The sequence below is a fragment of the Paractinoplanes ferrugineus genome (assembly GCF_016862195.1).
Taxonomy (GTDB): Bacteria; Actinomycetota; Actinomycetes; order Mycobacteriales; family Micromonosporaceae; genus Actinoplanes; species Actinoplanes ferrugineus.
Genome location: NZ_BOMM01000040.1, coordinates 1 through 25,040, shown reverse-complemented (window position 1 = coordinate 25,040; position 25,040 = coordinate 1). Strand labels below are relative to the sequence as shown.

19 protein-coding genes are annotated in these 25,040 nt (G+C 71.7%); 10 read left to right on the top strand and 9 right to left on the bottom strand.

Annotation, left to right across the window (positions count from 1 at the left end):
• Positions 1 to 130 precede the first annotated feature (130 nt).
• Positions 131 to 2,716 carry a hypothetical protein gene (locus Afe05nite_RS22255; RefSeq protein ID WP_203819106.1) on the bottom strand — a complete coding sequence of 862 codons (2,586 nt, stop codon included), beginning with the start codon at positions 2,714 to 2,716 and terminating at the stop codon, positions 131 to 133.
• A 203-nt stretch (positions 2,717 to 2,919) separates the two neighbouring features.
• On the opposite strand from Afe05nite_RS22255, the gene Afe05nite_RS22250 reads away from it, so the two are divergent.
• On the top strand, positions 2,920 to 4,500 hold the full coding sequence (locus Afe05nite_RS22250) for a methyl-accepting chemotaxis protein (protein ID WP_203819105.1): 1,581 nt from the start codon (positions 2,920 to 2,922) through the stop codon (positions 4,498 to 4,500).
• Positions 4,501 to 4,563: 63 nt separating this feature from the next.
• Here the strand turns inward: Afe05nite_RS22250 and Afe05nite_RS22245 are convergent, their stop codons facing one another.
• Positions 4,564 to 6,078, bottom strand: coding sequence for a methyl-accepting chemotaxis protein (locus tag Afe05nite_RS22245; RefSeq protein ID WP_203819104.1), 1,515 nt, complete (start codon positions 6,076 to 6,078; stop codon positions 4,564 to 4,566).
• A 150-nt stretch (positions 6,079 to 6,228) separates the two neighbouring features.
• Here Afe05nite_RS22245 and Afe05nite_RS22240 point away from each other — a divergent pair, with 150 nt between their 5' ends.
• From Afe05nite_RS22240 to Afe05nite_RS22230, 3 genes are all read left to right on the top strand, one after another.
• Positions 6,229 to 6,981 (top strand): PASTA domain-containing protein, encoded by a 753-nt coding sequence (locus Afe05nite_RS22240; protein ID WP_203819103.1) that lies wholly within the window; start codon positions 6,229 to 6,231, stop codon positions 6,979 to 6,981.
• A gap of 147 nt (positions 6,982 to 7,128) precedes the next feature.
• The gene (locus Afe05nite_RS22235) at positions 7,129 to 7,848 is read left to right on the top strand and encodes a hypothetical protein (RefSeq protein ID WP_203819102.1); all 720 of its coding nucleotides are present in this window, start codon (positions 7,129 to 7,131) and stop codon (positions 7,846 to 7,848) included.
• A 206-nt stretch (positions 7,849 to 8,054) separates the two neighbouring features.
• Positions 8,055 to 8,318, top strand: a complete 264-nt coding sequence (locus tag Afe05nite_RS22230; protein ID WP_203819101.1) for a hypothetical protein — start codon at positions 8,055 to 8,057, stop codon at positions 8,316 to 8,318.
• Here the strand turns inward: Afe05nite_RS22230 and Afe05nite_RS22225 are convergent.
• Together Afe05nite_RS22225 and Afe05nite_RS22220 are read right to left on the bottom strand one after the other, a co-directional pair.
• Positions 8,302 to 9,675 (bottom strand): transaminase, encoded by a 1,374-nt coding sequence (locus tag Afe05nite_RS22225; RefSeq protein ID WP_203819100.1) that lies wholly within the window; start codon positions 9,673 to 9,675, stop codon positions 8,302 to 8,304. The two genes, Afe05nite_RS22230 and Afe05nite_RS22225, sit on opposite strands and share 17 nt — an antisense overlap.
• Before the next feature lie 59 nt (positions 9,676 to 9,734).
• Complete coding sequence (locus Afe05nite_RS22220) at positions 9,735 to 11,294, bottom strand: sulfatase-like hydrolase/transferase (protein WP_239118078.1); 1,560 nt, start codon at positions 11,292 to 11,294, stop codon at positions 9,735 to 9,737.
• 261 nt (positions 11,295 to 11,555) lie between these two features.
• Between Afe05nite_RS22220 and Afe05nite_RS22215 the strand changes: the two genes are divergently transcribed.
• The 3 genes from Afe05nite_RS22215 (at position 11,556) to Afe05nite_RS22205 (ending at position 15,945) form a co-directional block, all read left to right on the top strand.
• Entirely contained in the window at positions 11,556 to 13,931 is a 2,376-nt protein-coding gene (locus Afe05nite_RS22215; protein ID WP_203819099.1) for a phosphoketolase family protein, read from the top strand.
• 223 nt (positions 13,932 to 14,154) lie between these two features.
• A complete protein-coding gene (locus Afe05nite_RS22210; RefSeq protein ID WP_239118077.1) occupies positions 14,155 to 15,195 on the top strand; it encodes an alpha/beta fold hydrolase in 1,041 nt (346 codons plus the stop codon).
• 321 nt (positions 15,196 to 15,516) lie between these two features.
• Positions 15,517 to 15,945, top strand: coding sequence for a hypothetical protein (locus Afe05nite_RS22205; protein ID WP_203819098.1), 429 nt, complete (start codon positions 15,517 to 15,519; stop codon positions 15,943 to 15,945).
• Here the strand turns inward: Afe05nite_RS22205 and Afe05nite_RS22200 are convergent.
• The 4 genes from Afe05nite_RS22200 to Afe05nite_RS22190 are packed head-to-tail and all read right to left on the bottom strand — an operon-like array spanning position 15,900 to position 17,737.
• Positions 15,900 to 16,454, bottom strand: a complete 555-nt coding sequence (locus tag Afe05nite_RS22200) for a TetR/AcrR family transcriptional regulator (protein ID WP_203819097.1) — start codon at positions 16,452 to 16,454, stop codon at positions 15,900 to 15,902. The genes Afe05nite_RS22205 and Afe05nite_RS22200 overlap by 46 nt on opposite strands.
• Positions 16,451 to 17,137: a DsbA family oxidoreductase gene (locus tag Afe05nite_RS22195; protein WP_203819096.1), complete on the bottom strand. Its 687-nt coding sequence runs from the start codon at positions 17,135 to 17,137 to the stop codon at positions 16,451 to 16,453. The genes Afe05nite_RS22200 and Afe05nite_RS22195 overlap by 4 nt, the downstream gene beginning before the upstream one ends.
• Positions 17,137 to 17,271: a hypothetical protein gene (locus Afe05nite_RS44620; RefSeq protein WP_275407498.1), complete on the bottom strand. Its 135-nt coding sequence runs from the start codon at positions 17,269 to 17,271 to the stop codon at positions 17,137 to 17,139. Before Afe05nite_RS44620 ends, Afe05nite_RS22195 begins: the two co-directional genes overlap by 1 nt.
• 49 nt (positions 17,272 to 17,320) lie before the next feature.
• A complete protein-coding gene (locus Afe05nite_RS22190; RefSeq protein ID WP_203819095.1) occupies positions 17,321 to 17,737 on the bottom strand; it encodes a GNAT family N-acetyltransferase in 417 nt (138 codons plus the stop codon).
• A gap of 100 nt (positions 17,738 to 17,837) precedes the next feature.
• Between Afe05nite_RS22190 and Afe05nite_RS22185 the strand changes: the two genes are divergently transcribed.
• Both Afe05nite_RS22185 and Afe05nite_RS22180 read left to right on the top strand, forming a co-directional pair.
• Positions 17,838 to 18,158 carry a hypothetical protein gene (locus Afe05nite_RS22185; RefSeq protein ID WP_203819094.1) on the top strand — a complete coding sequence of 107 codons (321 nt, stop codon included), beginning with the start codon at positions 17,838 to 17,840 and terminating at the stop codon, positions 18,156 to 18,158.
• Between the two features lie 93 nt (positions 18,159 to 18,251).
• Entirely contained in the window at positions 18,252 to 18,587 is a 336-nt protein-coding gene (locus Afe05nite_RS22180; protein ID WP_203819093.1) for a YnfA family protein, read from the top strand.
• 278 nt (positions 18,588 to 18,865) lie between these two features.
• On the opposite strand, the gene Afe05nite_RS22175 is transcribed toward Afe05nite_RS22180, so the two are convergent.
• Complete coding sequence (locus tag Afe05nite_RS22175; protein WP_203819092.1) at positions 18,866 to 20,890, bottom strand: response regulator; 2,025 nt, start codon at positions 20,888 to 20,890, stop codon at positions 18,866 to 18,868.
• An 80-nt stretch (positions 20,891 to 20,970) separates the two neighbouring features.
• Here Afe05nite_RS22175 and Afe05nite_RS22170 point away from each other — a divergent pair, with 80 nt between their 5' ends.
• Positions 20,971 to 24,978: a PAS domain-containing hybrid sensor histidine kinase/response regulator gene (locus Afe05nite_RS22170; protein WP_203819091.1), complete on the top strand. Its 4,008-nt coding sequence runs from the start codon at positions 20,971 to 20,973 to the stop codon at positions 24,976 to 24,978.
• Positions 24,979 to 25,040: the final 62 nt, after the last annotated feature.

The window sequence follows — 25,040 nt, the reverse complement described above, 5'->3', positions numbered from 1 at the left end:
GCCTTGATCGCCGCGCCCGCTGACCCGTGCCGTGTCACCCGCCCGATCCCTTGGCCAGGTGGCTCATCGGCCGCCCCCTCCGCCGCGCTGTGGTCGGGCGGAGCGCTTCGGCCGTTTCGGCCGGAGCGGGTCAGCGGATGACTTCGGCCAGGCGGGCGGCCTGGGCCGCCAGCTCTGCTCCGCTCGGCCCGGCCGCGGCCGTGGTCACCTCAGACAGGTCGGCTCGGGCGCCGGTGGCGGTGGCCGCGTCGGTGGCCACGGCCAGCAGGGCGGGGGTGCCGGCCGGCACCGGGTGCTGCCGGAGCAGGGCCGGCACCACGGCATGAGCGATCGCCCAGACGACGTGCCAGGCCCCACCCGCCCCGATGCTCTCGAGGCTGCCGGCGGCCGTCTCGACAAGGGTGTCGTCACCGATCAGCAGCGCCCGCAGTTCCCGGCCCAGCAGACCGGCGTCCAACCCGCCGTGGCCGGCCAGGTGCAGCACCGTGCCGACGGAACTCCGCCGCACCTCGTCGCCCGCCGCGACGACGCCGTAGGCCCCGCCGGCAGAGCCGAGGCGGTGAACGCCGCCCGGGGAGCCGAGGCCGTGGGCCCCGCTGGGAGAGTCGAGGCGGTGAGCGCCGCCAGGGGAGCCGAGGCCGTGGGCGCCGGCGGCGGAGACGAGGCCGTGGGCCAGGGTGAGCGCCATCGCGGCTCCGAACGGGCCCGACGACCGGGCCAGCCCGCCGATCGTGTCGGCCAGGCCGGGCTCGTCGACGGCCGTCGCCAGGATCGGGACGAGGTGGGCCGCGGTCACCTCCCGATGGTGCGGAAAGACCAGCGGCCAGCAGCGCACCGCCGGGCGCGCCGACTCGCCCGGCCCGGTTGCCGGCGGGGTGAGCAGGTCGCGGACGATGCTGTCCACCGTGGCGAGCGGTGCCGGATCGTGCAGCAGGGGCGCGATGCCGTCCGGGGTCGGCTCGGGCCGGGCGTCCTGCGGCAGCGTCGGGGCCTGCGGGGCCACGAAGGTCGCCTGCCGCTGCGGCCCGGGAAGCACAGTGGCCGTGACGGGCGGGAGTCCACCGGCGCGCAGCCAGGCCGCGAACTGGCGGCCGGCCGAGGACACCAGGCGGTCGGCGGCGGTGACCACGCTGGGGTCCACCGCGGGCGGCAACCGCAGCAGGGCCTGCGCCAGGTCGTACGGTCCGGGCTGCCACCCGTCCCGCTCGGCGGCGAGCAGCCGGAACAGCAGCCGTACGGGGCTGACCACGCCGTCCGTGGTGAGCGGGGTGGCCAGCAGGGCCGGCGGGGTGCCGGTGGCGAGCTGCTGGGCGAGCTCGCGCAGCCGCGCCACCACCATGGCGGACAGCGGATCGGCCGGGGACGGATCGGGCACCCGGCCGGGCCGGAGCAGGGTCCACAGCAGTACGTCGAACGGGGCCGTCGCGGTGTCCGCGAGCGGACTGATGGCGGCAACCAGTTCGTCCCGCTCGGACTGGGCGAAGGCGACGATCCCGGCCAGGATGCGCTCGAGGCTGACCGGCTCCAGCGGTCGGGTGACCCGAACGGCGAGCTCCGCCACAAGCTCCGTCACCGACTCGAACGGCGGCGGCATCGGGTCGGCCGCCATCCGTACCGGTGCGGCCGGGAACCGAGGTGCCGTCGTCCGCGGCCCGGTGCGCGTCGGCTCGGCCGCCGCAGCCGGTCGCCCGAGCGGCATCGGGTCCGCCGCCGCCACTGGCACCGCCGCCGCCACTGGCACCACCGCCGCTGGGGGTCCGGACGCCGCCGGGGGTCCGGGCGCCGCGGGCGCGGGTGCTTCCGGAAGCCGCTGTTCCGCCCGCCCTCGCCCCTCCGGCGGCGCGGCCGGCGGCGGGGCGGCCAAGGTCTGGAGGGCGCGGCGAGCCAACGGCGCCTGCGGGCCCACCGACAGGGCCAGATAGTCCTTGCGGTGCCGGGCGAGCTCGTCCGGGGTCGGTGCCAGCAGGTCGTGGGTGGTGGTGGCCGGGCGCAGGGCGGTGGCCGTGCCGCCGGCGCGCAGCCGGTGCAGGGCGAGGCGGAGCAGGTGGCTGCGGTCCACCCGGCCGGTCCCGGTCAGCTCGACCAGGGCGGGCGGCCAGTGCCGGTCCAGGCCCGTGGCGTGGAACAGGCGGGGGAGCAGGTGGTCCAGCCACGGGTCGGCGGCCAGCCGCTCGGCGAGCGTCGCCGGATCTCCGGCGTGACCGCGGATCCAGGCGCGCAGCACGGCGTCCGTCGTGGGTGGCGGGGTGCCGGCGGCCCGGAAGACGGCGTCGGCCACCGACCATTCGCCGGGCCAGGACGGGCGGGGGCGCAGGCGGTCGGCCAGCACCGCCGCGATCGAGGTCAGGCGTGGCCGGCCGGGCGCGGTCAGGGCGGCGACCAGGGCGGTCAGGGTCTCGGCCGTGGGTACGTCGTGGAAGCGGCGCGAGCGCAGCCACGACACGACGGCGTCGGCCCCGGGGAGGCAGGTGGCCCCGGCGACCAGCAGGGCGGGCTCGGGGGCGGTGGCGTTGCGGACCGCACCCGCCAGGGCCCGGCGGGTGGCCTCGGGCAGCGTCCGCAGCACGTCGGCCACGTCGGTGGGGCTGCCGTCGCGCAGCAGGTGGCGCAGCTCGTCCTCGCTCAACTGGCGGGGGACGGTGCCGTCGGTGTGGTTCGCCGGCCGGCTGCCGATGCCCGGCAGGCGGTGGGCGACGGTCTCGGTAACCGCGGCCATGTTCGCGACCGTACCGGGCCGGCCGCCCGGCGGCAGGCGATTCGCGGTGAGTGCCCGCGCAGAAAGACCCTAGCCTCCTAGGACGGCCTAGAGGGAGTGAGCGGGTCGAACAGTGTCGAATCAGGAATTTCGGCTTGATCCTCAACGCGCGGGACGTTCGTGCCGATCATCTTCATGCGAGGCGTGTTCGGGAGAGGCGAGGCATGGGACTGCTCAGTGGTTTCGACAACCGCTCGTTGCGTACCAAGATCGGCGCGGCCGTTCTCACGGCGACGGCCGGCGGAGTGATTGTCGGTGGCGTCGCCATCGTGACACTCAACGGGCAGAACAATGACGCCGCCGGCGCGCAGCGCCGCACCATCGCGCTCGAGGCCGCGGCCGGCTCGTTCGCGAAGAATATCGAGTCGTACTCGAGCAACCAGTCGGCGTTGAAGCTCTATCCGAGTCTGACCGCGGACGTGAAGAAGGGTCTGGCCGCCAACGAGAAGGCCATCGGCGACGCGCTCGCCGGCCTGGAGTCGAGCCTCGCCGACGACCCGGCCGGCGCGGCCGCGGTGGCCAAGGCGAAGACCGACTGGGCGGCGTACCTCAAGTTCAGCACCACCGACCGGAGCGGCACCAAGGCGGCCGACTTCGCGGCGCTGGTGCAGGAGTACAACACCCTCTACTCGGCGCTGGGCGCCGACGAGTCCGTGCTGCAGGAGCGGGCCGAGGCGCTGTCCGAGGCGAGCATCGCGAAGGCGCAGAAGGACACCACCGTGGCCACCTGGCTGGTCGGCGGGCTGCTCGCGGCCGGCGTGCTGAGCAGTCTGCTCATCGGGTTCCGGGTGGCCGGCCGGGTGCGCGGCGACGTGCAGGGTGTCTCCCACCTCGCGCAGGGCCTGGCCGAGGGCGACCTCACCCGTACCTCCGGAGTGACCAGCGAGGACGAGGTCGGCCGGATGGCCGCCGCCCTGGACCGGGGGATCTCGCGCCTGCGCGAGGACCTGGTGCAGCTGGCCGGCAACGCCGGCACCCTGAACTCGGCCGCCGCCCACCTGACCGCGGTGTCGGGTGAGGTAGACGCGGCCGCGTCGGAGGCGTCGGCGCAGGCCGGGTCGGTGGCCGCGGCGGCCGACCAGGTCTCCAACAACCTGCAGGTGGTGTCGGCCGGCTCGGAGGAGATGGGCTCGGCGATCCGGGACATCAGCGTCTCGACGAGCGAGGCGTCCGAGGTGGCGGTGCAGGCCGTCGAGGTGGCCGCCCAGACCAACATGATCGTCGGCCGGCTCGGCGCGTCGTCGGCGGAGATCGCGACCGTGGTCAAGACGATCACCGCGATCGCCGAGCAGACGAACCTGCTCGCGCTGAACGCCACCATCGAGGCGGCCCGCGCCGGCGAGTCCGGCAAGGGCTTCGCGGTCGTCGCCGGTGAGGTCAAGGATCTGGCGCAGGAGACGGCCAAGGCCACCGAGGACATCTCCCGCCGGGTGTCGACCATCCAGGCGGACACCGACGGCGCGGTCGCGGCGATCGGCGAGATCTCGGCGATCATCGAGCGGATCAACGGCATCCAGCTGGCCATCGCGAGCGCGGTCGAGGAGCAGACGGCGACCACGCAGGAGATGAACCGCACGCTCAACGAGGCGGCGGCGGGCGCCGGCAACATCGCGCAGACGATCGGTACGGTCTCGAACGCGACCCGCCGCACCTCGGGCGCGGTCGGCGACACCCGGCAGGCGGCCGACGAACTGGCGGTGACCGCGAACCAGCTGCAGTCGCTGGTCTCGCGTTTCCGGTACTGAGGAAGCGCTCGCTTCCACGACAACCGGGCCGCGGCGGTCAGCCGCGGCCCGTGCAAGCCGTTCTCAGCGCTCGAACGCGTGCGCCATCATCGCCTGTTCCTCCAGGACCTCGCCGATGCGGACCTGCACCGCGTCCATCTGCCCGATGGTCTCGCTGGTGGTGCGGATCCCGCCGGCCACCGATTCGGCGCTGGACTGCAGGGCGGCGATCTGCTCGGACACCCGCTTGGTCGCCTCGGCGGTCTCCCGGGCCAGCTCCTTGACCTCGCCGGCGACGACCGCGAAACCCTTGCCGATCTCGCCGGCGCGAGCCGCCTCGATGGTGGCGTTCAGTGCGAGCAGGTTGGTCTGGTCGGCGATCGAGGTGATCACCTTGATGACGTCGCCGATCGAGTTGGAGGCGTCGCCGAGGGCGGCCACGTCGCCGGTCATGTCGGAGGCGCGGCTGACCGCCTCGTCGGCGACCCGGGCCGCGTCGCTGGTGGCGTCGCGCAACCGGGACACGGTGTCGAGCAGGGCGCGCGCGTTGTGCGCGGAGATCTCGGCGTTGCGCACGATGTCGAGGCGTTGCGAGACCAGCTGCTGCACGTTGCGCAGCGCGTCCGCGCGGGAGTCGCTGAGGTCGATGAACTCGGTGGTGAAGAAGTCCATCGTGCCGACGATCTGGTCCATGCTGACGATCGGGAAACAGACCCCGGACCGGACTCCGGCCCGGGTGGCGGCGGGGGCGCGGACGCAGTCGGTGAGATCGCCGATGTTGCGTACGAAGACGAGGTCGCGGGCGCGCCAGGCCCGGCCGGACAGCCCGACCCCCTCGGCGAACGTGGCGGCCAGGGTCACCTTGCGGAACTCGTCGCCGGCCGACCCCGACTCGACCTTGAACTTCAGCACGTTCTCGGCGTCGTCGATCTCCCAGTAGGAGCCGTACGCCCAGCCGAACGCGGTGCGCACGGCGTCGAGGGCGGACTGCAGGGCCCGCGACGAGTCGTTGGTGTGACCGAGCGCGCTGACCACGTTGGTGACGGCGAGCCGGTCGTCGGCGATCTGCCGGGTGCGGAACGCCGCCAGGGCGGCCTGGCGGGCCTGCTCGGCGACCCGCATGATGGCGCCCCACTTGCTGATCAGGGCGGTGTCGACGGCGTCCTGGTTGCGCCCGTACATCTCCAGGACGGCGGTGACGGCACCGCGCTGCACGATCGGCATGGCGATGGCCGCGATGGCGCCGGCCCGGTGCGCGGCGGACAGCCGGGGATCGGCCTCCATCGCGTCCGAGTAGACCGCCTCCCGGGTGCGGATCGCCTGCTGGACCAGGCTGGCCCGGTCGGCGGTGCCGGTCAGGGCGCCACTGATGCGGCCCAGCTCGTACTCGATGCGCGGCACGCCGTTCTCGACCTGCCAGGCGGCGCCGTACTCCATGTCGTAGAACTCGACGTAGGTGGACGCGAAGATCCGCCAGGTGCTCGGCTCGTCCGTGGCGGCCTCGAGGTTCGACACGAATTCTTCGAGTGCCTCGATGTCACGGGGATTGCGGCGCTGCACCACGGGCTGGTCGAGCGTCCGTTTACCAAACAGACCCATGAAAGTCAGGCTACGTAGTGAAATTCGAGTTTTCATACGTTATGCCCAGGTTGGCCGGCACCGAACCGACCACCTGCTCGGAACGCGCCCGACCGGCCGGCCCCGGTCCTGCTCGACCATCGACGACGACGAGTGGGTAACCTGCCGCGCATGGGTCTGCGTGAGCTGTTCTCCGCCCGCATCACTTCCCCGCTCTCCGCCCGGCGCGACCGCCGGGTCGGCGACCAGATCCAGCGCGGGGTGCTCGTGATCGCCATCGCCATGCTCCTCGCCGCCGTCGTGGTCGCGATCCTGCTCACCGCCACGACCCACAGCGGCGGCGCCGGCCTGACCGCGTTCGCGTTGTTCGTGGCGGCGGCCGCGATCGGCGCCGCGATGGGCTTCGTGTTCGGCCTGCCCCGCGCCCGGGTCGCCGACGAGTCCACCACGACGAGCACCTTCTATCTGACCAACTCCAACCTGATCAAGGTCTCCGACTGGCTGACCACCATCGTCATCGGCCTGGGCCTGGTCAATCTGGGCAAGGTCGTGCCCACCCTGCGGTCCCTGTCGCACGCCCTGCACGATCCGCTGGGCGGCCGGCCCTACTCCGGCGCCATCGGCCTGTCGCTGCTGATCGTCGGGCTGCTCGCCGGGTTCCTGCTCTACTACCTGTGGACCAGCATCCGGGTGCGTGAACTCCTCGAGGACGCCGAGCGCCAGAACCAGCAGACCGTTCCCGAACTGCGCAACCAGACCCTCGGCGAGGCCCGCGAGGCGGCCAGCCAGAACAACGTCACGCTCCTGGTCCCCGAGGACGCCCCGGACTCGTCCCGGGTCACCCGCCAGGCCGTCCCGCCGGGCACCACCGTCCCGTCCGGTACTGCCGTCGCGGTCAGCACAGTGGAGTCCGCCGCCCCCTGAGCCCGAGCGGCCGGGCCGGCGCGCACGCGCGGCGGCCGGTGAGACGGGGGTCATAAGCTAACCTTGGGGTAGCTGTCAGGTTAACGGAGGGTGTACCAGGGTATGCGGCCACGCGACCTCGCCCCGACTTCGAAGAGGACGCGTGCTGTGGCTTCGACCGGATTCTGGCGCGCGGACGGGCTGCGCACGCTCGTCGGGCAGGCCCCGGAGGTCGAGCTGAAAGTCGTCGTGACGGAGCGTCGCGGACGCCGACTCGGCATCGATCCGGACCGCGGCCCCAACCGGCGGGTGTACTTCCTCGACACCCCCGCCCTCGACCTCTACCGGCACGGCGTGATCGTCCGGTTCCGTGATCGGGCTCGCGAGCGCGACGACGCCGTGGTCAAGCTGCGACCGGTGGTGCCGGGGCGGGTGCCGGGCTGGCTGCGTGACGCCGACCGGTTCCGGATGGAGGTCGACGCCCTGCCGGGCCACTCGGTCTGCTCCGGCGCCCTCAAGGTACGCCTCGGCCGCAAAGAGGTGGCTCGCACCGTCCGGGCCGGCCGATCGCTCACCAAGTTGCTCTCGGCGCGGCAGCGCAAACTCCTCGACCGGTACGCGCCGGCCGGTGTCGGGCTCGGTGATCTGGTCGTGTTCGGCCCGATCGACGTGCGGTGCCTCAACGTCAAGGTCCGTGGCCTCGACCACGGCCTGACCGCCGAGCGGTGGCGTTACCCGGACGGCTCGCGTCTCCTCGAGCTGTCCACGCGCTGCCCGGTCGGCCAGGCGGCGGCGGTCGCCAAGCGGGTCTCGTCGGCCTTGCGGGCATACGGCGTGGAGCCGGCCGACCTGCAGCCCACCAAGACCGAGCTGGCCCTGCAGGTCTGAGTCGGCCCTGCAGGTCTGAGTCGGCCCTGCAGGTCTGAGTGCCGCCGCTCCTCCCGTGACCGTCCGGGCCGTGCCCGAGTTAGTCGAACGGCCGACCCCGTACGGCGGACCTGCCGATCTTGGCAGTCGCGTCGCCGGGTGTTCGAGCCCGACGTTGCTCACACTGTGGGTCATCGTCATGATCGACGAGCCCGAGGAGACACAAAGTGCCAGCAGGAACGACACTCGCCCGCCTGGTCGACGAGTTCGTAACGACGATGCGTCAGCGCGGCATGATGATCGATCGGCGGACCGTCGAGGAGGAGATGTCCGAGCGGATCGCCGAGATCGCCGAGCGACTCGACGTCGACACCGAGACCGTTCTGCGGGAACACGCCCGGGTGGGCTGGGGGGCCGAGATGGCCGCGGCGGTGATCGCGCAGGTCCGCGACGAGAGCCTGCTCGGGGCGACGGTCAAGCCGGGCCGGTGAGTTCCGCGAGGGCCTCGGCGAAGACCTCGTGGTGGCGGGCCACGTCGTCGAGGGTGGTCGCCGGCGACATCAGGGCCATGTTGTGGAACGGGGTCAGCAGGATGCCCCGGTTGGCCAGGTAGACGTGCAGGAAGTCCTCCAGTTCGGGGTCGGCCGACGCGGCCGACTCGGTGCCGTTGACCGGCGCGGGGTCGGCGAAGCGGTATTCGACCCGGGCTCCCAGCTGCGCGACCGACCACGGCAGGCGGGCCGATTCGATCAGCTTGCGGACCCCGGTGGCGAACTCGGCAGCGGTCGCGATCATGCCCGCGAACGCCTCCTCGGTCAGCACCGACTCCAGCGTGGCCCGGGCGGCGGCCAGCGAGACCGGGTTGCCGGCCAGGGTGCCGCCGACACCGCCCATGTCGACCAGGTCGAGGTCGGCGCGGGCGGTCAGCGCGTCGGCCAGGGACGCGGACAGCCCGTACGCCCCGATCGGGATGCCGCCGGCGATCGACTTGCCGATCGTCAGCACGTCCGGTTCCAGCCCCCAGGCCGCGGTCGCCCCGCCCGGGCCGGCCGAGAAGGTGTGGGTCTCGTCGTTCATCAGATAGGTGCCGTACCGGCGGGTCAGCTCGCGGACGCCGGCGAGGTAGCCGGGGGCGGGCAGCACGATGCCGATGTTGGTCAGCGCCGGTTCCATCAGCACCGCCGCCACGTCGCCGTGGGCCAGTTCGCGCTCGAGGCCGGCGAGGTCGTTGAACTCGGCGACCCGCGAGGTCGTGGTCACGTCGGTGGGGGCGCCGACGTTGCCCTCGCGGGACATGCCGTGGCCGTCGGGGCCGACCACGATGAGCGACTCGTCCACCGACCCGTGGTAGCAGTAGCTGTTCACCAGGATCTTCGGCCGGCCCGACACGGCCCGCAGCAGCCGGATGGCCCAGCGGTTCGCGTCGGTCGCGGTCAGGGCGAAGCTCCAGTACGGCAGGCCGAAGCGCCGGGCCAGTTCGGCGCCGACCCACGCCGCGTCCTCGGTGGGCAGCATCGTGGTGGCGCCGCCGGCGTCGGCCAGTTGCCGGGTCACCGCCTCGACGACCGGGGCGGGGGAGTGGCCGGCCATCGCGCCCGTGTCGCCCAGGCAGAAGTCGACGTAGGTGTGGCCGTCGAGGTCGGTCAGCCGGGCCCCGCGGGCGGAGGCGGCGTAGATCGGGAATCCGGCGGCGTTCTTGTTCATCCACGTCATCGGGACGCGGCCGAACAAGTGGTCGGCGCCCGCGTGCGCGGCTGCGGAACGCGGGCGCCGGGCGGCGAAGGAGGACCGCTCGCGGGCGAACAGGGCGGCGAGACGAGCTCGATCAACTCCGGAATCCGTCGGCATGGCGCGACGCTACCAATGATCGGTGCGTCCCGGGAGGGGTCAACCGCGGATTCCGGGCCCTAGGACGCTGCCACCTTCGGGCCGAACGCGGTGAAGAACCGGTCCCGGAACGCGTTCATCGGCCAGACCGGGGTGTCGCCCTTGGGGTGCAGTCCGTCGGCCCACTTCCAGTCGGCGATCCGGTCGAGCACGGCCCGGTCCTTGGTGACGATCGAGATCGGCACGTCGTGGCTGGCGCCGGCGCCGGACGCGATCGGCGACGGCTGGTGATCACCCAGGAAGACCAGGACGAGGTTGTCGTCGCCGTACTTGATGACCCAGTTGACCAGGGAGGTCACCGAGTAGACGATCGACTTGCCGTACTCCGGGCGGACGTCGCGCGGGTTCGCCCACAGCGCCTTGGGCTTCTTGCCGTCGGCGACCATCGAGGCGTAGACCGATCCGTCACCGATCGAGTCCCAGTCGTCTAGGTAGTCGGGGATCGGCGCCCACGGGGTGTGGCTGGAGACGAGCGGCATCTCGATCATCAGCGGTTGGCGGCCGGGCTTCTTGTACTCGACCGTGTTGAGCTGCTTGAGCGTGTACTGGTCGGGCATCGGCGCCCAGGAGAACTTGGGGCCCTGGTAACCGAGGTTACGGCTGTCCCAGACCGCGTCGTACCCGTAGAAGCTGCCCTCCGGCCACGCGCGGGTGGCCCCCGGCATGACGCTCACGGTCTTGTAGGACGCATTCTTGAACGCCCGCGTCAGGGTCAGCCGGTTGCTGGCGACCAGGTTGCGGTAGCGCTGCTCGTTGTTGATCCACAGGCCCGACTCGAAGGTGGAGTGCGCGAGCCAGCTGCCCCCGCCGAAGGTGGGCGAGGTGAGCCAGCCCGACTGCGAGCCGTAACCGGCCTTGCGCAACGAGACCGTGCCGGCGTCGAGGACCGGGTCGACGATCGGCGCCAGGGCCGGGTGCTCGACCGCGCTGCGCCCGTAGCTCTCGACGAACGTGAAGATCACGTCCTTGCCCTTCAGGGCGGTCAGCATCTTGTCGGGGGCCACGCCGGCGTACGCGTCCGCGGCGACCTCTTTCTTGAAGTTGGCCGCGTCGGCGAACCCGGCCTGCGCCTGGTGCGCCCGGTCCCACGCGTAGGTGGCGGTGGAGCGCGCGGCGACCGGCACCGTCCCGTTGAAGGACGCGCCGAGGGCGAAGGTGGCCGCCCAGGCGACCGCGACGCCGCCCGCCGCGACCAGCGAGCGGCGCTGGTGCGCGCCGACCAGCCGGCCGACGCGCAGGGTCGCCCAGGTGGTCAGCGCCATGATCGCGGCGACCAGCAGGACGATGGCGGCGATCGCGCCGACGGCGGCGGCCCTGCCGTAGGAGTCGACGACGAAGCTGTACGCGTCGTCGAACAGCACCCAGTCGAGGACCGGGTCGAACGGCCGGTTCAGCTCCGAGAAGAAGCCCATGTCCAGGCACTTCTCGATGATCAGCCAGCCGAGCACGACGCCGACGGCGATGCCGACCACGCGCCGGGCCCGGGGCGGGGTCATCAGCAGCGCGATGAGGAAGGCACCCTCGACCGGGATGCGGAGGAAGCCGAGCGGGGTCAGCCGGGTCACGACGTTCGGAAACACCAACGCGACAAAGAGGTACAGACCCGCCAGGACCGTCAGCGTTCGGGAAGCCGCGGGGCGGGAAAACAGGGCGAAGAAGCTGCGAATCCGGGAGCGTGGGGGGAGTGGGGCATCGGGCTGCACCCCAGGTGGAACGGATCCGCGGCGGAAGAGGTTCAGCGTCGCCGAAAAGTCACCCGGAGGGCCGAAAGACCCTTCGGAACCGATTCCCCGAACACGTAGGTTCGAAGGCAGACGAAGATCCGTGAAAGGAAACCCACCGTGACGACAGTCAGTGCCGATCTTGTCCGTACCCTGGGCGAGCCCAGTCAGGAAGATCTCGACAGGCTGGACGCCTGGTGGCGGGCCAACAACTATCTGACCATCGGTCAGATCTATCTGAAGGCCAACCCGCTGCTCCGCGAGCCCCTGACCGCGGACCACATCAAACCGCGGCTGCTCGGACACTGGGGCACCAGCCCCGGGCTGTCCTTCATCTACGCGCACGTGTCCCGGCTCATCCAGCACACCGGGCAGGAGGCCATCTACCTGGCCGGCCCCGGGCACGGCGGCCCCGCCCTGGTGGCGGCGGGCTACCTGGAGGGCACGTACACCGAGCACTTCCCGGGCATCACCCTCGACGAGGGCGGCCTGCTCAAGCTGTTCCGCCAGTTCTCCAGCCCGGGCGGCATCCCGAGCCACGTTTCGGTGACCACGCCGGGCTCCATCCACGAGGGCGGCGAACTCGGCTACGTGCTGGTGCACGCGTTCGGCGCGGTCATGGACAACCCCGACCTGCTCGCCATCGCGGTCGTCGGTGACGGGGAGGCCGAGACCGGCCCGCTCGAGGGTTCCTGGAAGGGCATCAGCTTCATCAACGCGCAGCGCGACGGCGCCGTGCTGCCGATCCTGCACCTCAACGACGGCAAGATCTCCGGCCCGACCGTGCTCGGCCGCAAGGACCCGGAGGACGTCCGATCGCTGCTGCGCGGACACGGTTACCAGATCATCGAGGTGTCCGGCGGCGACCTGCCGGGCATGCACCAGCGGTTCGCCGCCGCCCTGGCCGAGGCCTACCAGGCCATCCAGGACAAGAAGGACGGCCGCGACGACGTCCGCTGGCCGGTGATCATCCTCCGTTCGCCGAAGGGCTGGACCGGGCCGCACGAGGTCGACGGCGTGCTGGTGGAGGGCACCTGGCGGGCGCACCAGGTGCCGCTGTCCGGCGTGCGGGAGAACCCCGAACACCTCAAGATGCTGGAGCAGTGGCTCCGGTCGTACCGTCCGGAAGAGCTCTTCGACGCCACCGGCGCGCCGGTGGCGCTCGTCCGGGACGCCGCCCCGGAGGGCAACCTGCGGATGAGCGCCAGCCCGCACGCGAACGGCGGCCTGCTCACCCGCGACCTCGACATGCCGGACTTCCGCACATACGCGGTCGACGTCAAGGTGCCCGGTGCCGAACGCGCCGAATCGACGCGCAGACTCGGCGAGATGATGCGCGACATCTACACGTCGAGCCCCGACCGGTTCCGGCTGTTCTGCCCCGACGAGACCAACTCCAACCGGCTCGGTGCCGTCTTCGAGGTGTCCGACCGGGCATTCATGGAGCGGACCGTCCCGGGCGACGTGAAGCTCGGCCCCGACGGCCGCGTCATGGAGGTGCTCAGCGAGCACAACTGCCACGGCTGGCTCGAGGGCTACAACCTGACCGGCCGGCACGGCCTGTTCGCCACCTACGAGGCGTTCGCCATGGTCAGCGCGTCGCAGACGGTGCAGCACGGCAAGTGGCTGCAGGAGGCCGCGCACCTGCCGTGGCGCGCCAAGGTGCCGTCCCTGAACATCCTGCTGACCAGCACCGCGTGGCGTAACGACCACAACGGCTTCAGCCACCAGGGCCCCGGCCTGCTCCAGGTCGTGCTCAACCAGCGCGGCAACGTGGCCCGCGTCTACCTGCCGCCGGACGCGAACACCCTGCTGTCGGTCGCCGACCACTGCTTCCGGTCCCGCAGCTACGTCAACCTGATCGTCATCGACAAGCAGCCCCAGCTGCAATACCTCTCGATGGACGAGGCGATCGCCCACTGCGCCCGCGGCGCCGGCATCTGGGACTGGGCCGGCACCGACGACGGCGTGACCGATCCTGACATCGTGCTGGCGTGCGCCGGCGACGTGGTCACCATGGAGACCGTGGCCGCCGCCCAGATCCTCAAGGAGCGCCTGCCCGGATTCAAGACCCGCGTCGTCAACGTGGTCAACCTGATGAGCCTGCCCCGCCCCAAGGACCACCCGCACGGCATGTCGGAGGTCCAGTTCACCGAACTGTTCACCGACACCGTCGACGTCGTCTTCGCCTTCCACGGCTACCCCGGCGCCATCCACCAGGTCGTCCACGGCCGCCCCGACGCCGACCGCTTCCGCGTGCGCGGCTTCATCGAGCAGGGCACCACGACCACCCCGTTCGACATGACGGTCCGCAACAAGACCTCCCGCTACCACCTCGTCATGGACGCCATCAACAACGCCAAACGCCTCCCGCGCGGCGCCGCCGACCTCAAGGCGTGGTGCGAGGCCCAGCTGGCCAAGCACGAGCTCTACGTCGTCGAGAACCTCGAGGACATGCCCGAGGTCCGCGATTGGTCACTCGCCCCGCGAGGCTGACACCATTCGAGTACGGGATCGGCCAACGGTCCCGGGTGAATCGAACAGGCCGTTTCCGGTCACTGCCGTTCCTCGCCACCGGCCCGGTCCCGGTGGCGGGGAACGGCCTTGTCGTTCTCATCGGCTTTGTCGCCAGTTTCGGGCTCCGGCGCCGCAAGCGTGATTGATTGATCGATCGTTGCCCGCCCGGGTCAGTCCCCGCTGAAGACCATTCGCCGGTGGTGTGGTCGTCGCGGAGCCGGGCGGAGCAGCTCGGCCGAAAGGTGCTGACGCGGCCGGACAGATCGCCTGCACGCTCCGTGATGGCGTGGTGGGCGGCGAAAATACCGCGCCGGCCGCGGCGTCGCGCTGGGATGATCATCCGGTGCCGGTAGCCAGGGTCTCCTCCGACGTTCAGCTCGCCTACGAGACGTTCGGGCGCCCGCGCGATCCCGCGGTGCTGCTCGTCATGGGCTTCGGAGCGCAGCTGATCGCGTGGCCCGAGGGCCTGTGCCGGATGCTCGCCGCGCAGGGTCGTCAGGTGATCAGGTACGACAACCGGGACTGCGGTCTGTCGACGAAGTGGGAACACCACCCGGTCGATCTGACGGCGTTCATCGGTGCGGTCAGCGGCGGTGACATTCCGGCAGCCCGGAAAATGATTCCCTACACCCTCTCGGATATGGCCGCCGACGGCATCAACCTGCTCACGGCACTGGGGATCGAGCACGCGCATGTTGTCGGCGCCTCGATGGGCGGCATGATCGCCCAGCGGATGGCGATCGAGCATCCGTCCCGGATCCGCACGCTGACATCCATGATGTCCTCGACGGGCGAACCCGAGGTGGGACAGTCCACGCCTGAGGCTCAGCAGGTCCTGTTCACCCCCCGGCCGGCCGACCGCGACGGCTATATCGCCGCCGCCGACCGCGAGCTGGTGTGGGCATCGCGCCGCTACCCCGACGTCGAGGGACTGCGGCGGTCGGCAGCGGCGAGCTACGACCGCGCCCACTATCCGGCCGGCATCCCACGCCAGCTCGGCGCGATGGTCCTGGACGGTTCGCGCGCCGGCGACCTGGCGCAACTGCGGGTCCCGACCCTGGTCGTCCATGGACTGGACGACACCCTCATCGACCCCAGCGGGGGCAGGCGGACGGCCGAACTCATCCCCGGCGCAAAGCTCATGCTGGTACCGGACATGGGACACGACCGCCCGACCCCACTCTGGCCCGACCTCGTCACCGCCATCGCGCAGCACACTCCGCCTCTGTCGCCGGCCAGGTGATCCCCGGCCGACGTACCACCGCGAACGGCAAGTCGGGACGATGCAATGCCGTTTCCTCGTCGGTCGACGGCACGTCCCGGAGGTAGTCGGCCTTGGCCGGCACCGTTGACGCGAAGGTCACGTAGTAGCTGATCGCCCCACGACGAGCCGCACTCAGGTGGGCGTGTCCCCAGGTGCGCAGATGAGGCCACCAGCTGTGGTACATGACGAACCCCCGAGGCGTACCGATCCGAAGATCAATATGACGGTGGGCCGGGTGTGGACCTTGGATGATCGAATGCAGTAAATTCCGGTCGCCGAAGATCCAGGGGAGGCGGCGCGATGGTGGCGGGGGAACGGGTGAATCTGCTGGTCCCGGCGGAAGTGGTGCCTCGCCTGTCGATTCCGGACCGGTACGGCCCGGCGCCGGACCCGATTCGTGGCGGTGACCTGTTCCTGCGCGGGGTGCCGGCGGCGGTCGCGGAGCGGGTGATCGACGAGAACCCGGGGGTCTACCCGGTGTCGCGGCGGCCGGCGGTGCGGCGTTACCGGTCGCGGGATTACACGATCGCGGCGGTGGTCGCGCTTATCCTCGCGGTTCAGGCGGTGCTCGTGCCGGCGGTCGACGGGGTCGAGACGCCGTACTGGCACTGGCTCTTCGCCCCGGTCCTGGTCGGCACCGCGGCCGGCCTCGCCTGGCTGTCGATCCCGTTCCCGCACGTCCGTTACGGGCGCAGTCCCCTCAGCGCGAACCCGAGGCGCCGGTCGTAGTCGTCGCGGGTCTGCTGGTCGCACGCCCGCACGACGGCACCGCGTTCGAGGATCAGGTGGGTCAGGTCCTCCGGGGTGAGGTCGGCCCGCACGGCACCCACCCGCTGCGCGTCGCCCAGCAGGTCGCGGGCGAACTCGCAGGCCCGGTCGCAGAGGTTGCTCAGCGGTTCGGAGTCGGGCAGCGCCCGCATCAGCACGTCGTTGGCGGCCGGTTCGTCGAACTGGAGCAGCCAGATCCCGCGCAGGTACGCCTCGAAGCGTTCCAGCGGCCCGTCGAGCGCCTGGACCTTGGCGACGAGGGCGGCGATGCGCTCGGCCACCAGTTCGTCGACCACCGCGTCGATCAGCCCCCGCCGACTGCCGAACCGGTGGTAGATCGTGCCCTTGCTGACGCCGGCGGCCTTGGCCACCTCGTCCATCGGGGTGGTCAGGCCGCCGGTGCGGAAGACGTCGAGGGCCGCCTGCCGGATGCCCTCGACGTTGCGCCGGGCGTCGGCTCGCAGCGTCATGCCGGCTGCGTCGCCCGGTCCTGCCAGGTCACGTCCAGGGCTTTGCGGAACGTCTCGACCGGCTGGGCGCCGGAGACCGCGCGCTTGTTGTCGAAGACGAAGAACGGCACCCCGCTGATCCCCAGCTGGCGGGCCTGTGCGAGGTCGGCGCGGATGTCCTTCTCGTACGCCCCGGTCCGCAGCGCCGTGGCCGCCTCGGTCCGGTCGAGCCCCAACTCGGCGGCGAGGTCGGCGAGCACCGTGTGGTCGGCCAGGTTGAGGCCGTCGGTGAACTCGGCCTTGAACAGCCGCTCGACCATCGCCGTCTCCCGGCCGTGCGCCTTGGCCAGGTGGATCATCCGGTGCGCGTCCAGCGTGTTGATCATCTGGGCGTCCTCGAACCGGTAGTCGAGGCCGGCCTGGGCGCCCCGGGCGGCGAGCTGCGCGTGCGAGCCGGCGATCTGCGCCTTGGGCATGCCGTACTGCTGGGCCAGGTAGTCGTCGGCGAGGGTGGCCTCGCCGACCGGGAAGGCCGGATTGAGCTGGAAGCTGTGGTAGCGGATCTCGACTGCCGAGCCGTGCGGGAACTGCTCGACGGCCGCACCGAGGACCGCGTGCCCGAGGTAGCAGAACGGGCAGACGACGTCACTCCAGACGTCGATCACGAGCGGCTCGGCGGCCCGGCCGAAGACACTGTCGCTCATCAGTAGCACGTCCCGTCGACATCGCAGACGGCACTGTCGTCGTCCGACTCCACCATGATCAGCGGAACGATCACCGGCTGCTCGGCCTTTTCGGGCTCGGCCGGTGCGACCGTCTCGCGGTTACTCGACTCCATGGTCAAGAAACCTAGCTCGAACTTGACCGCACCGGCAAGATGCTCGTGATCACAGCGGTTTGGTGCACAGCACGTCCGGCGCCGGCAGGTAACCGAGCTCCCGCCAGAACCGGAGACCGGCCTCGTTGTCCGGCATGACGAGCAGTTTGACCCGGGGGCAGTCGAGCTCGCGGAACCGGGCCTCCAGCTCGGCGACCAGGGCCCGGCCGAGCCCGCGGCGGCGCCGGGCCGGGTCGACGGCCAGCCGCAGGATCCAGCCCCGGCGCCCGTCGTACGTCCCCAGCACCACGCCGGTGATCCCGTCGGCCGACTCGGCCACCAGGAACAGCTCGGGGTCACGGGTCAACTTCGCCGCCAGCTCGGCACGGGGCACCACCTCGCGTCCGGCCGCCGACCACAGCGCCGCGACCCGGTCGTAGTCGGGCCACTCGAACTGGCGGACGGTCGCCGCGCCGGACGCGCTCACCCGGTCGGCGGCCGGTGCCGCGCAAGCGTTCTCATGCCGACGACCGTAGCGGAGCCGGGGGTCGGTCCGCCCGGCACGGAGGAGGGCACCGTGGACAGATATGCCTGACGAGCGGCGTTACCGGGAGACGACCGGGGCGACGAAGACGTTCACGCACCCGCTGATCATGCATTGGCTCGCCGGCCTCGAGCGCGACGCGCGGATCCTCGACTACGGATGCGGTCACGGCCGGCTGATGGAGGCGCTCGTCGACCGCAAGGTGCTTTTCTTCCGCGACCATGAAGCGGCCACCGCTCGGCTCGATCCGGCGCGCCGTGACCCCGCGAGTTCGGCTGCTACCTGGCCCAGCGTCGCGGTGGCCGCGGCAACGAGGGGGACGGCGAGGTGGTCACCCAGCTCACCCCGGTGGAGCACCGACTGAGCGCGACGGCCGGCGCCGACTCACCGGCCGCGGGCGTGACCTCCGTACCGCTTCGTCAGCGAACTGACCGCCGGCGTCGTCTAGGTTTCGACCATGACGGTCGTCCGCTCGCTGCTGCTGTTCCTGCTCGCCGCCCTGGCCGAGATCGGCGGCGCGTGGCTGATCTGGCAGGGGTGGCGGGAACACCGCGGCCTGTGGTGGATCGCGGCCGGCGTGATCGCGCTCGGGGCGTACGGCTTCGTCGCCACCCTGCAGCCCGACGCCAACTTCGGCCGCATCCTGGCCGCCTACGGCGGAGTCTTCGTGGCCGGCTCGCTCGCCTGGGGCATGCTCGTCGACCGGTTCCGCCCCGACCGCTGGGACCTCATCGGCGCCACCTTCTGCCTGATCGGCGTAGCCGTGATCATGTACGCCCCGCGCACCTCCTGAACCCGCCCGACTCCCTCCCATGCCCCGTCCGCCCGGCTCTTGCGCCCTCGCGTTCGAGGCCCCTGTTTCCCTGAAAATGGGGCCGGCGAGCCCGCCGTGTTCGCCGAGATGTTCCGGGTGCTGCGACCGGGCGGGCGGATCGGGATCTCCGACGTGGTCGCCGAGGATCATCTGACGCCGGAACGGCGCGGCGTGGTCGGCGACTGGTCGTCCTGCATCGCCGGCGCCCTGTCACGCGGCGATCGTCCGGGCGCGCAAGGCATAGGCGGCTGTCGCCCTCATGCGGTCAGGGCCGCTTTCAACGTCCCGATCAGCTGGGCGCTGCTGAACGGTTTCGCGAGGATGGTCCGGCCCGGTTCCAGCGAGCGGCCCTCGGTGTCGATGAGGGCTTCGGCGTACCCGGAAATGAAGATGATTTTGGTGTCCGGCCACTCGGTCTGGAAGCGGTGGGCGAGTTGGCGGCCGTCCATGCCGGGCATCACCACGTCGGTGACCAGGCAATGGATCGGGCCGCTGTGGTGCTCGGCGACCTCCAGGGCCTCGGCGCCGCCGCCCGCGGTCAGCACCCGGTAGCCGGCCTTGGCGATGAAGCGCGCGGTCACGTCGAGCAGCGCTTTCTCGTCGTCGACCAGCAGGACGGTCAGGTCACCGAGGCGCGGGGTGACCGCCTGCGGCGGCGGCGTGGCCTGCGTCGTCTCGCGCGGGCGGGGCGCGTTGCCGTCGGCGGCGGGGAGTCTGATGAGTACGGTCGTCCCGCGCCCCTCCTCCGAGTCGAGGGTGATGTCGCCGCCCGCCTGGCTGACCACGCCCTGCGCGGTGGCCAGGCCCAGTCCGGCCGTACGGCTGCCCGGCTTGGTGGAGAAGAACGGCTCGAACGCCCGCGCCAGCACTTCCGGTGACATGCCCTGGCCGTCGTCGGTGATGCTGATCGTCGCCTGGCCGTGCGCGGACCGGCCGCAGGTGATCGTGATGGTGCCGCCGTCGGGCATGGCGTTGCGGGCGTTGCTGACCACGATGAGCAGCAGCCGTTCCAGCAGGCGGGGGTCGATCCGCACGGTCGGCACGTCGCCGGGGTGCAGGTCGAGCTTGATGCCGGGCCCGGCCGCCTCGGCGAGCGTGGCCGCGGCCTGGGTCAGGTAGGAGTCGAGGTCGATGATCTCGGGCTGGCTGATCTCGCGGCGGCCGAACGCCAGCAGCTGCTCGGTGAGCTTCTTCGCCCGTTCGCCGCCCTTGCTGACCTGGCCGAGGTCGTCGAGCAGGGCCTCGCCGGTCTTGGCCGCGATGCGCCCGCCCTCCACCTCCTCGGTGATCTGTTCGACCGCCAGGGCCAGGAAGCCGAGCATCGCGCCGAGCAGGTTGTTGAAGTCGTGGGCCATGCCGCCGGCCATCCGGCGCAGGCTGTCGAGGCGTTCCGCGTCCCGGCGGCGGGCCTCGGCCTGGCGCTGGCGCACCTCCCAGCCGGCCCGTTCCTCGGCCGCGACCACGTCGGTGACGTCGTCGACCATGACGACCGCCCCGGACTGCTCCGGGTCGGCGATCGGTCGCAGGTGCACGCGCAGCCAGCGGGCCTCGTCGCCGGTGCGGGCGATGCGGTTGCGGTAGCGGTGCTCGACCGATTCGGTGGTGGCGCGCGCGTGCACGACCGCGAGGGCCTCGTCGTGCGACTCGGCGTCGAGGCAGATCAGCCAGCCGCGGCCGAGCAACTGCGCGGCCGGTACGCCGACGATCTCGGACAGGCGCGGGTTGACGTACGTCGCGTCGCCGTCGGCGTCGAGCAGCACGATCCCGACGGGGGAGGAGGCGGCCATCGCCTCGAACCGGCGTTCGGTGTGCTGGAGCGCCTTGACCTTCTCGACCAGCTTCGCGTTGATCGCTCGGGCGTGCACGGTGGCGAACTCGTCGGCGGACCGGGGAGTGATCTCGACCGGGCCGTTGCGCAGCGCCACGTCCACCGCGTCGAGCAGTTCGCGCGGGTCGGCGCTGCGCAGCACCACCTGTGAGACGCCGCAGGCCTCGGCGATCGGCCGGGTCTCCGGCTCGAGGTAGTTGGCGGTGTAGAAGATGACGGGGGCGTGCGCGGCCTGCTCGTCGGCGGCGTTGCGCAGCCGGTGCACCATTTCCAGTCCGTCGATGCCGGGCATCAGCACGTCGGAGACGACCACGTCGGGGTGATGGCTCTGGGCGAGGGCGAGCGCGTCGGCTCCGTCGCAGGCCTCTATCACCTCGTGCCCGCGATAGCCGAGCAGCATGGCCATGAGTTCCCGGTTGGCCGCCACATCGTCCACGACAAGCACGGTCGCCACCGCATCACCTCTTACTTATCGGCTTCGCTAACCCAGGAAGTTACCGCCCGAAACACCAACGAACATGATATTTCGGATATATGTCTTCTTCGCAGAAGGTTACCGCGCACACCGAGTCCCGGCCCGCGATGATCTTCGCGCAGTCGATGGGCGCCGTGACGGGTTTCCTCGGAGCGGCCCTGATGACCTTCGCCGTGCTCTCCTCGGCGACCGGCCCCGCCTACGCCGCCACCAGCCTGGTCCTGCTCGCCGCCGGCACGATCTGCCACGCCCGGGTGACGGGCGCCCGGCGCCGGCCCGCGGCCGCCCTCCCGCTGCTGGCCGCCGCCGTGGCGCTCATCTCCATCGGCACCGACCAGTTCGCGCGGGGCGTCGACCTGTTCCTCCCGCTCTCCGGCCTGCGCCTGACCCCCAACGGGGTCGCCGCGTTCGTCCTGCTCGCTGCCGCGCAGACAGCTCTGCTGCTGGGTTTCGCCGGCCGGGTACGCGCCGGAGCAGCCGCCGCCGGCCAGGGCGCCGCCATCTGCGCCGGTGTGCTCGGCCTGCTGGCCCTCTACAGCCTGCTGCTCCAGGCGCCGGCCGACTCGAGTTACCGCGCGTTGCCGCTGACCGCCGCCGCCGCCGTGCTGGCCGCCGCCGCCGCCCTCCTGACGCCGGTCGTCCCGGGCGCCCCCCGCCGTCCCGCGCCGGTGGACGGCAGTGGCGGCGAGCGCTCGGCGGCGGACGGCGCCGGCAGCGAACGGCGGGCGGGTCCGGAGGGACCGGCGGTGCGCGGCGGGGGCGAGGTGGGAGCGCGGGTCGGGCTGGTGTGGGTGCTGGGGGACAAGACGGTGAGCGCCATGGCCACGCGGCGGATGCTGGTGGCGGCTCTCATCGCGCTTCCCGTCACCGGGTGGCTCGTGGTGGCCGGACAGCGGGCCGGGCTCTACGACTCCCGGCTCGAGGCCGCTCTGCTCGTCGCCGCCAATGTCACCATCGTGGTGATCGTCAGCCTGGTGGCGGGCTCGCGGGCGGCCCGGATGGAGACGGCGGGGCGGGCGGCGCGGGTGGAGCTCCGGCGGCACGCGCAGATGGAGACGATCATGCGGCACACGCCGACGGCGTTCTTCATCCGCGGGCTGGACGGGCGCTATCGGATGGCCAGTGCGGCGTACGAACAGATCTACGGGGTCGAGCCGGGGGCGGCGGCCGGCCGGCTGGCCGCGGAGATCCACCCGGCCGAGGAGTTGCGGGAGATCGAGCGGCGGGACCGGCTGGTGGTGGCGTCGGACGAACCTCTCGTGTACGAGTTCGACGACGGCAACCGGACGTTCGTGACCACTGTCTTCCCGCTTCGGGACGAGCAGGCCACGGCGTACGCCATCTGTGGGGTGACCACCGAGACCACCCGGCTGCGGATCGCCGAGAGCAAGTTCCGGGCCCTGCTCGACGCCACGCCGGAGGCGATGATCTGCGTCGATGCCGACGGGGTCGTCGTGCTGGCCAACGTGCAGGCGTCCAAGGTGTTCCGGTACGAGCGCGACGAGCTGATCGGGATGGGGGTGGAGACGCTGATCCCGGCCGAGCTGCGCGGGTCGCACCGGCGGCACCGGCGGGATTATCTGGCCGCGCCCTCGCCGCGGAAGATGGGCGAGGGGTTGCGCCTGCGGGCGCGCCGCGGGGACGGCACGGAGTGCCCGGTGGAGATCAGCCTGGCGGCGGTCGACGGCGAGGGGGGTACGGTCGTGTTCGCCACGGTGCAGGACGTGACCGACCGGCTCGCGCAGGCGCAGTCGGACGCGCAGCTGGCCGGCATCGTCGCCGCCTCCAGCGACGCGATCGTGTCCAAGACCCTGGACGGAACGATCTTGACCTGGAACCCGGGGGCGGCGCGGCTCTACGGCTACACCGCGCTGGAGATGATCGGCCGCGACGTGACGGTGATACTGCCCGACGACAAGCCCGACGACGAGCGGCGGCTGCTGGCCCGGGTGCGCAACGGTGAGCTGGTCAAGCACCACGAGACGCGGCGGGTACGCAAGGACGGCGCCACCATCTACGTGTCCCTGAGCATGGCCCCGATCCGCGACCCCAACGGGGTGATCGTGGGCGCGTCGACGATCTCGCACGACATCACCGCCGAGGTGGAGGCGGAGCACCGGCTGCGGTTCGAGCGCGAGCAGTTCCAGATGATCATGGCGGCGGCGTCCGACCCGTTCATCAGCATGGACTACCGCGGGCTGATCACCGAGTGGAACCGGCAGTCGGAGCAGGTCTTCGGCTGGACCCGGGAACAGGTGCTCGGCGAGCACGTGGTCGACACGATCCTGCCCCGCCGCTACGGCACCGCCCTCGCCCGCATCCTCGCGGGCCGCTGGGACTGGCTGCTCGACCGGCCCACCGAGATGGCGGCGGTGCGCTCGGACGGCTCCGAACTGCCGATCGAGCTGACCATGTGGCGGGTCCGCCGCGACGAGAAGTCCACCTTCCACGCGTTCGCCCGCGACATCACCGCCCGCCGGCAGACCGAGCAGGCCCTCGCCCAGGCCCGGGACCAGGCGGTGCAGACCGCCGACCTGAAGTCGCAGTTCCTGGCGTCGATGAGCCACGAGATCCGGACCCCGATGAACGGCGTGATCGGCCTGTCCGGGCTGCTGCTCAACACCGATCTGGGGGAGACCCAGCGACGGTACGTGCAGGGCATCAACGACGCCGGTGTCGCGCTGCTGTCGGTGATCAACGACGTGCTGGACTTCTCCAAGCTGGAGTCGGGGAAGGTCGTCGTGGAGCGGGCCAACTTCGAGATCGGGCGGCTGCTCGACGAGGTGATCGGCCTGGTCGCCGACGTGACCGGGGCGAAGTCGCTGGTCGTCGCCGCGGAATGCGACCCGGCGCTGGCCGGGGTGCTCAGCGGCGACCCGGGCAAGCTGCGTCAGGTGCTGCTCAACCTGGCCGGCAACGCGGTCAAGTTCACCGCCGAGGGCCGGGTCACGGTGGCCGCCGCACCGGCGTCCGGCGGTTTCCCGGACGGCAGCGTTCCGGTCCGGTTCGAGGTGTCCGACACCGGCATCGGCATCGACGCCGACCAGCAGGCCGGGCTGTTCGAGCCGTTCATCCAGGCCGACGCGAGCACGACCCGGCGGTTCGGGGGCACCGGGCTCGGGCTGGCCATCAGCCGGGAGCTGGTCGGCGTACTCGGCGGCGAGATCGGGCTGTCCAGCAAGGCCGGCATGGGCAGCACGTTCTGGTTCACGGTGCCGCTGTGGCCGGCGCTGGAGGGCGCCGAGACGGTGCACGCGACGGCCGGTTTCACCGCGCCGCCGCCCGCGCCCCGGCTCAACCGGGGGCACGTGCTGCTGGTCGAGGACAACGACATCAACCAGACCGTCGCGCTCGGCATCCTCGCCAACCTGGGCTACACCGCCGACGTCGCGGGCAACGGGCGCCGGGCCGTCGAGATGGCCCACGACCACCGGTTCCAGGCCATCCTGATGGACTGCCTGATGCCGGAGATGGACGGTTACGCGGCCACCGCCGCCATCCGCCGCGCCGAACAGGAGAGCGGCCGGCACGTGCCGATCATCGCGATGACCGCCGGTGCGCTCGCCGAGGACCGCGACCGTTGCCTCGGCGCCGGGATGGACGACCACATCGCCAAGCCGCTGATGCCCGCGGAGGTGGCGAGCATCCTGGATAAGTGGACCGCCGCCGGTGTCGTCCGCACGCAGCTCGAGGAACGCCTGGACCTGCTGCGGGGAGCCGGGGCCGCGCTCGGACCGGCCGAGCTCGCCGGGCTGCTGCGGCGGCTCAGCGCCAACGCCCCCGGGCATGTCGAGGAGATCATCCAGGCGGTCGCGATGGACGACCCCGACCGGCTGCGCGACCAGGCCCACCAGCTCAAGGGCGTCGCCGCCAACCTGGGGGCGCGCGATCTCGCCGACGTGTGCGGGCGTCTCGAACAGGCGGCCCGCGACGGTGCTCTGGACGCCGCCGTCGAACCACTGGCCGAGCTGCGCCCCCGCACCCGGGAGATGCTCGCCGCGATCGACGAGATCCTGGCCGGTCAGCCGGCCGTGACCGGCACCCGCACCACGGCGTCGAACAGGTAGCCCAGCGAACGGCCGATCCTCGGCCGGGTAGTCCGGTCCGAACAGCCGGTAGAACTGGGTGG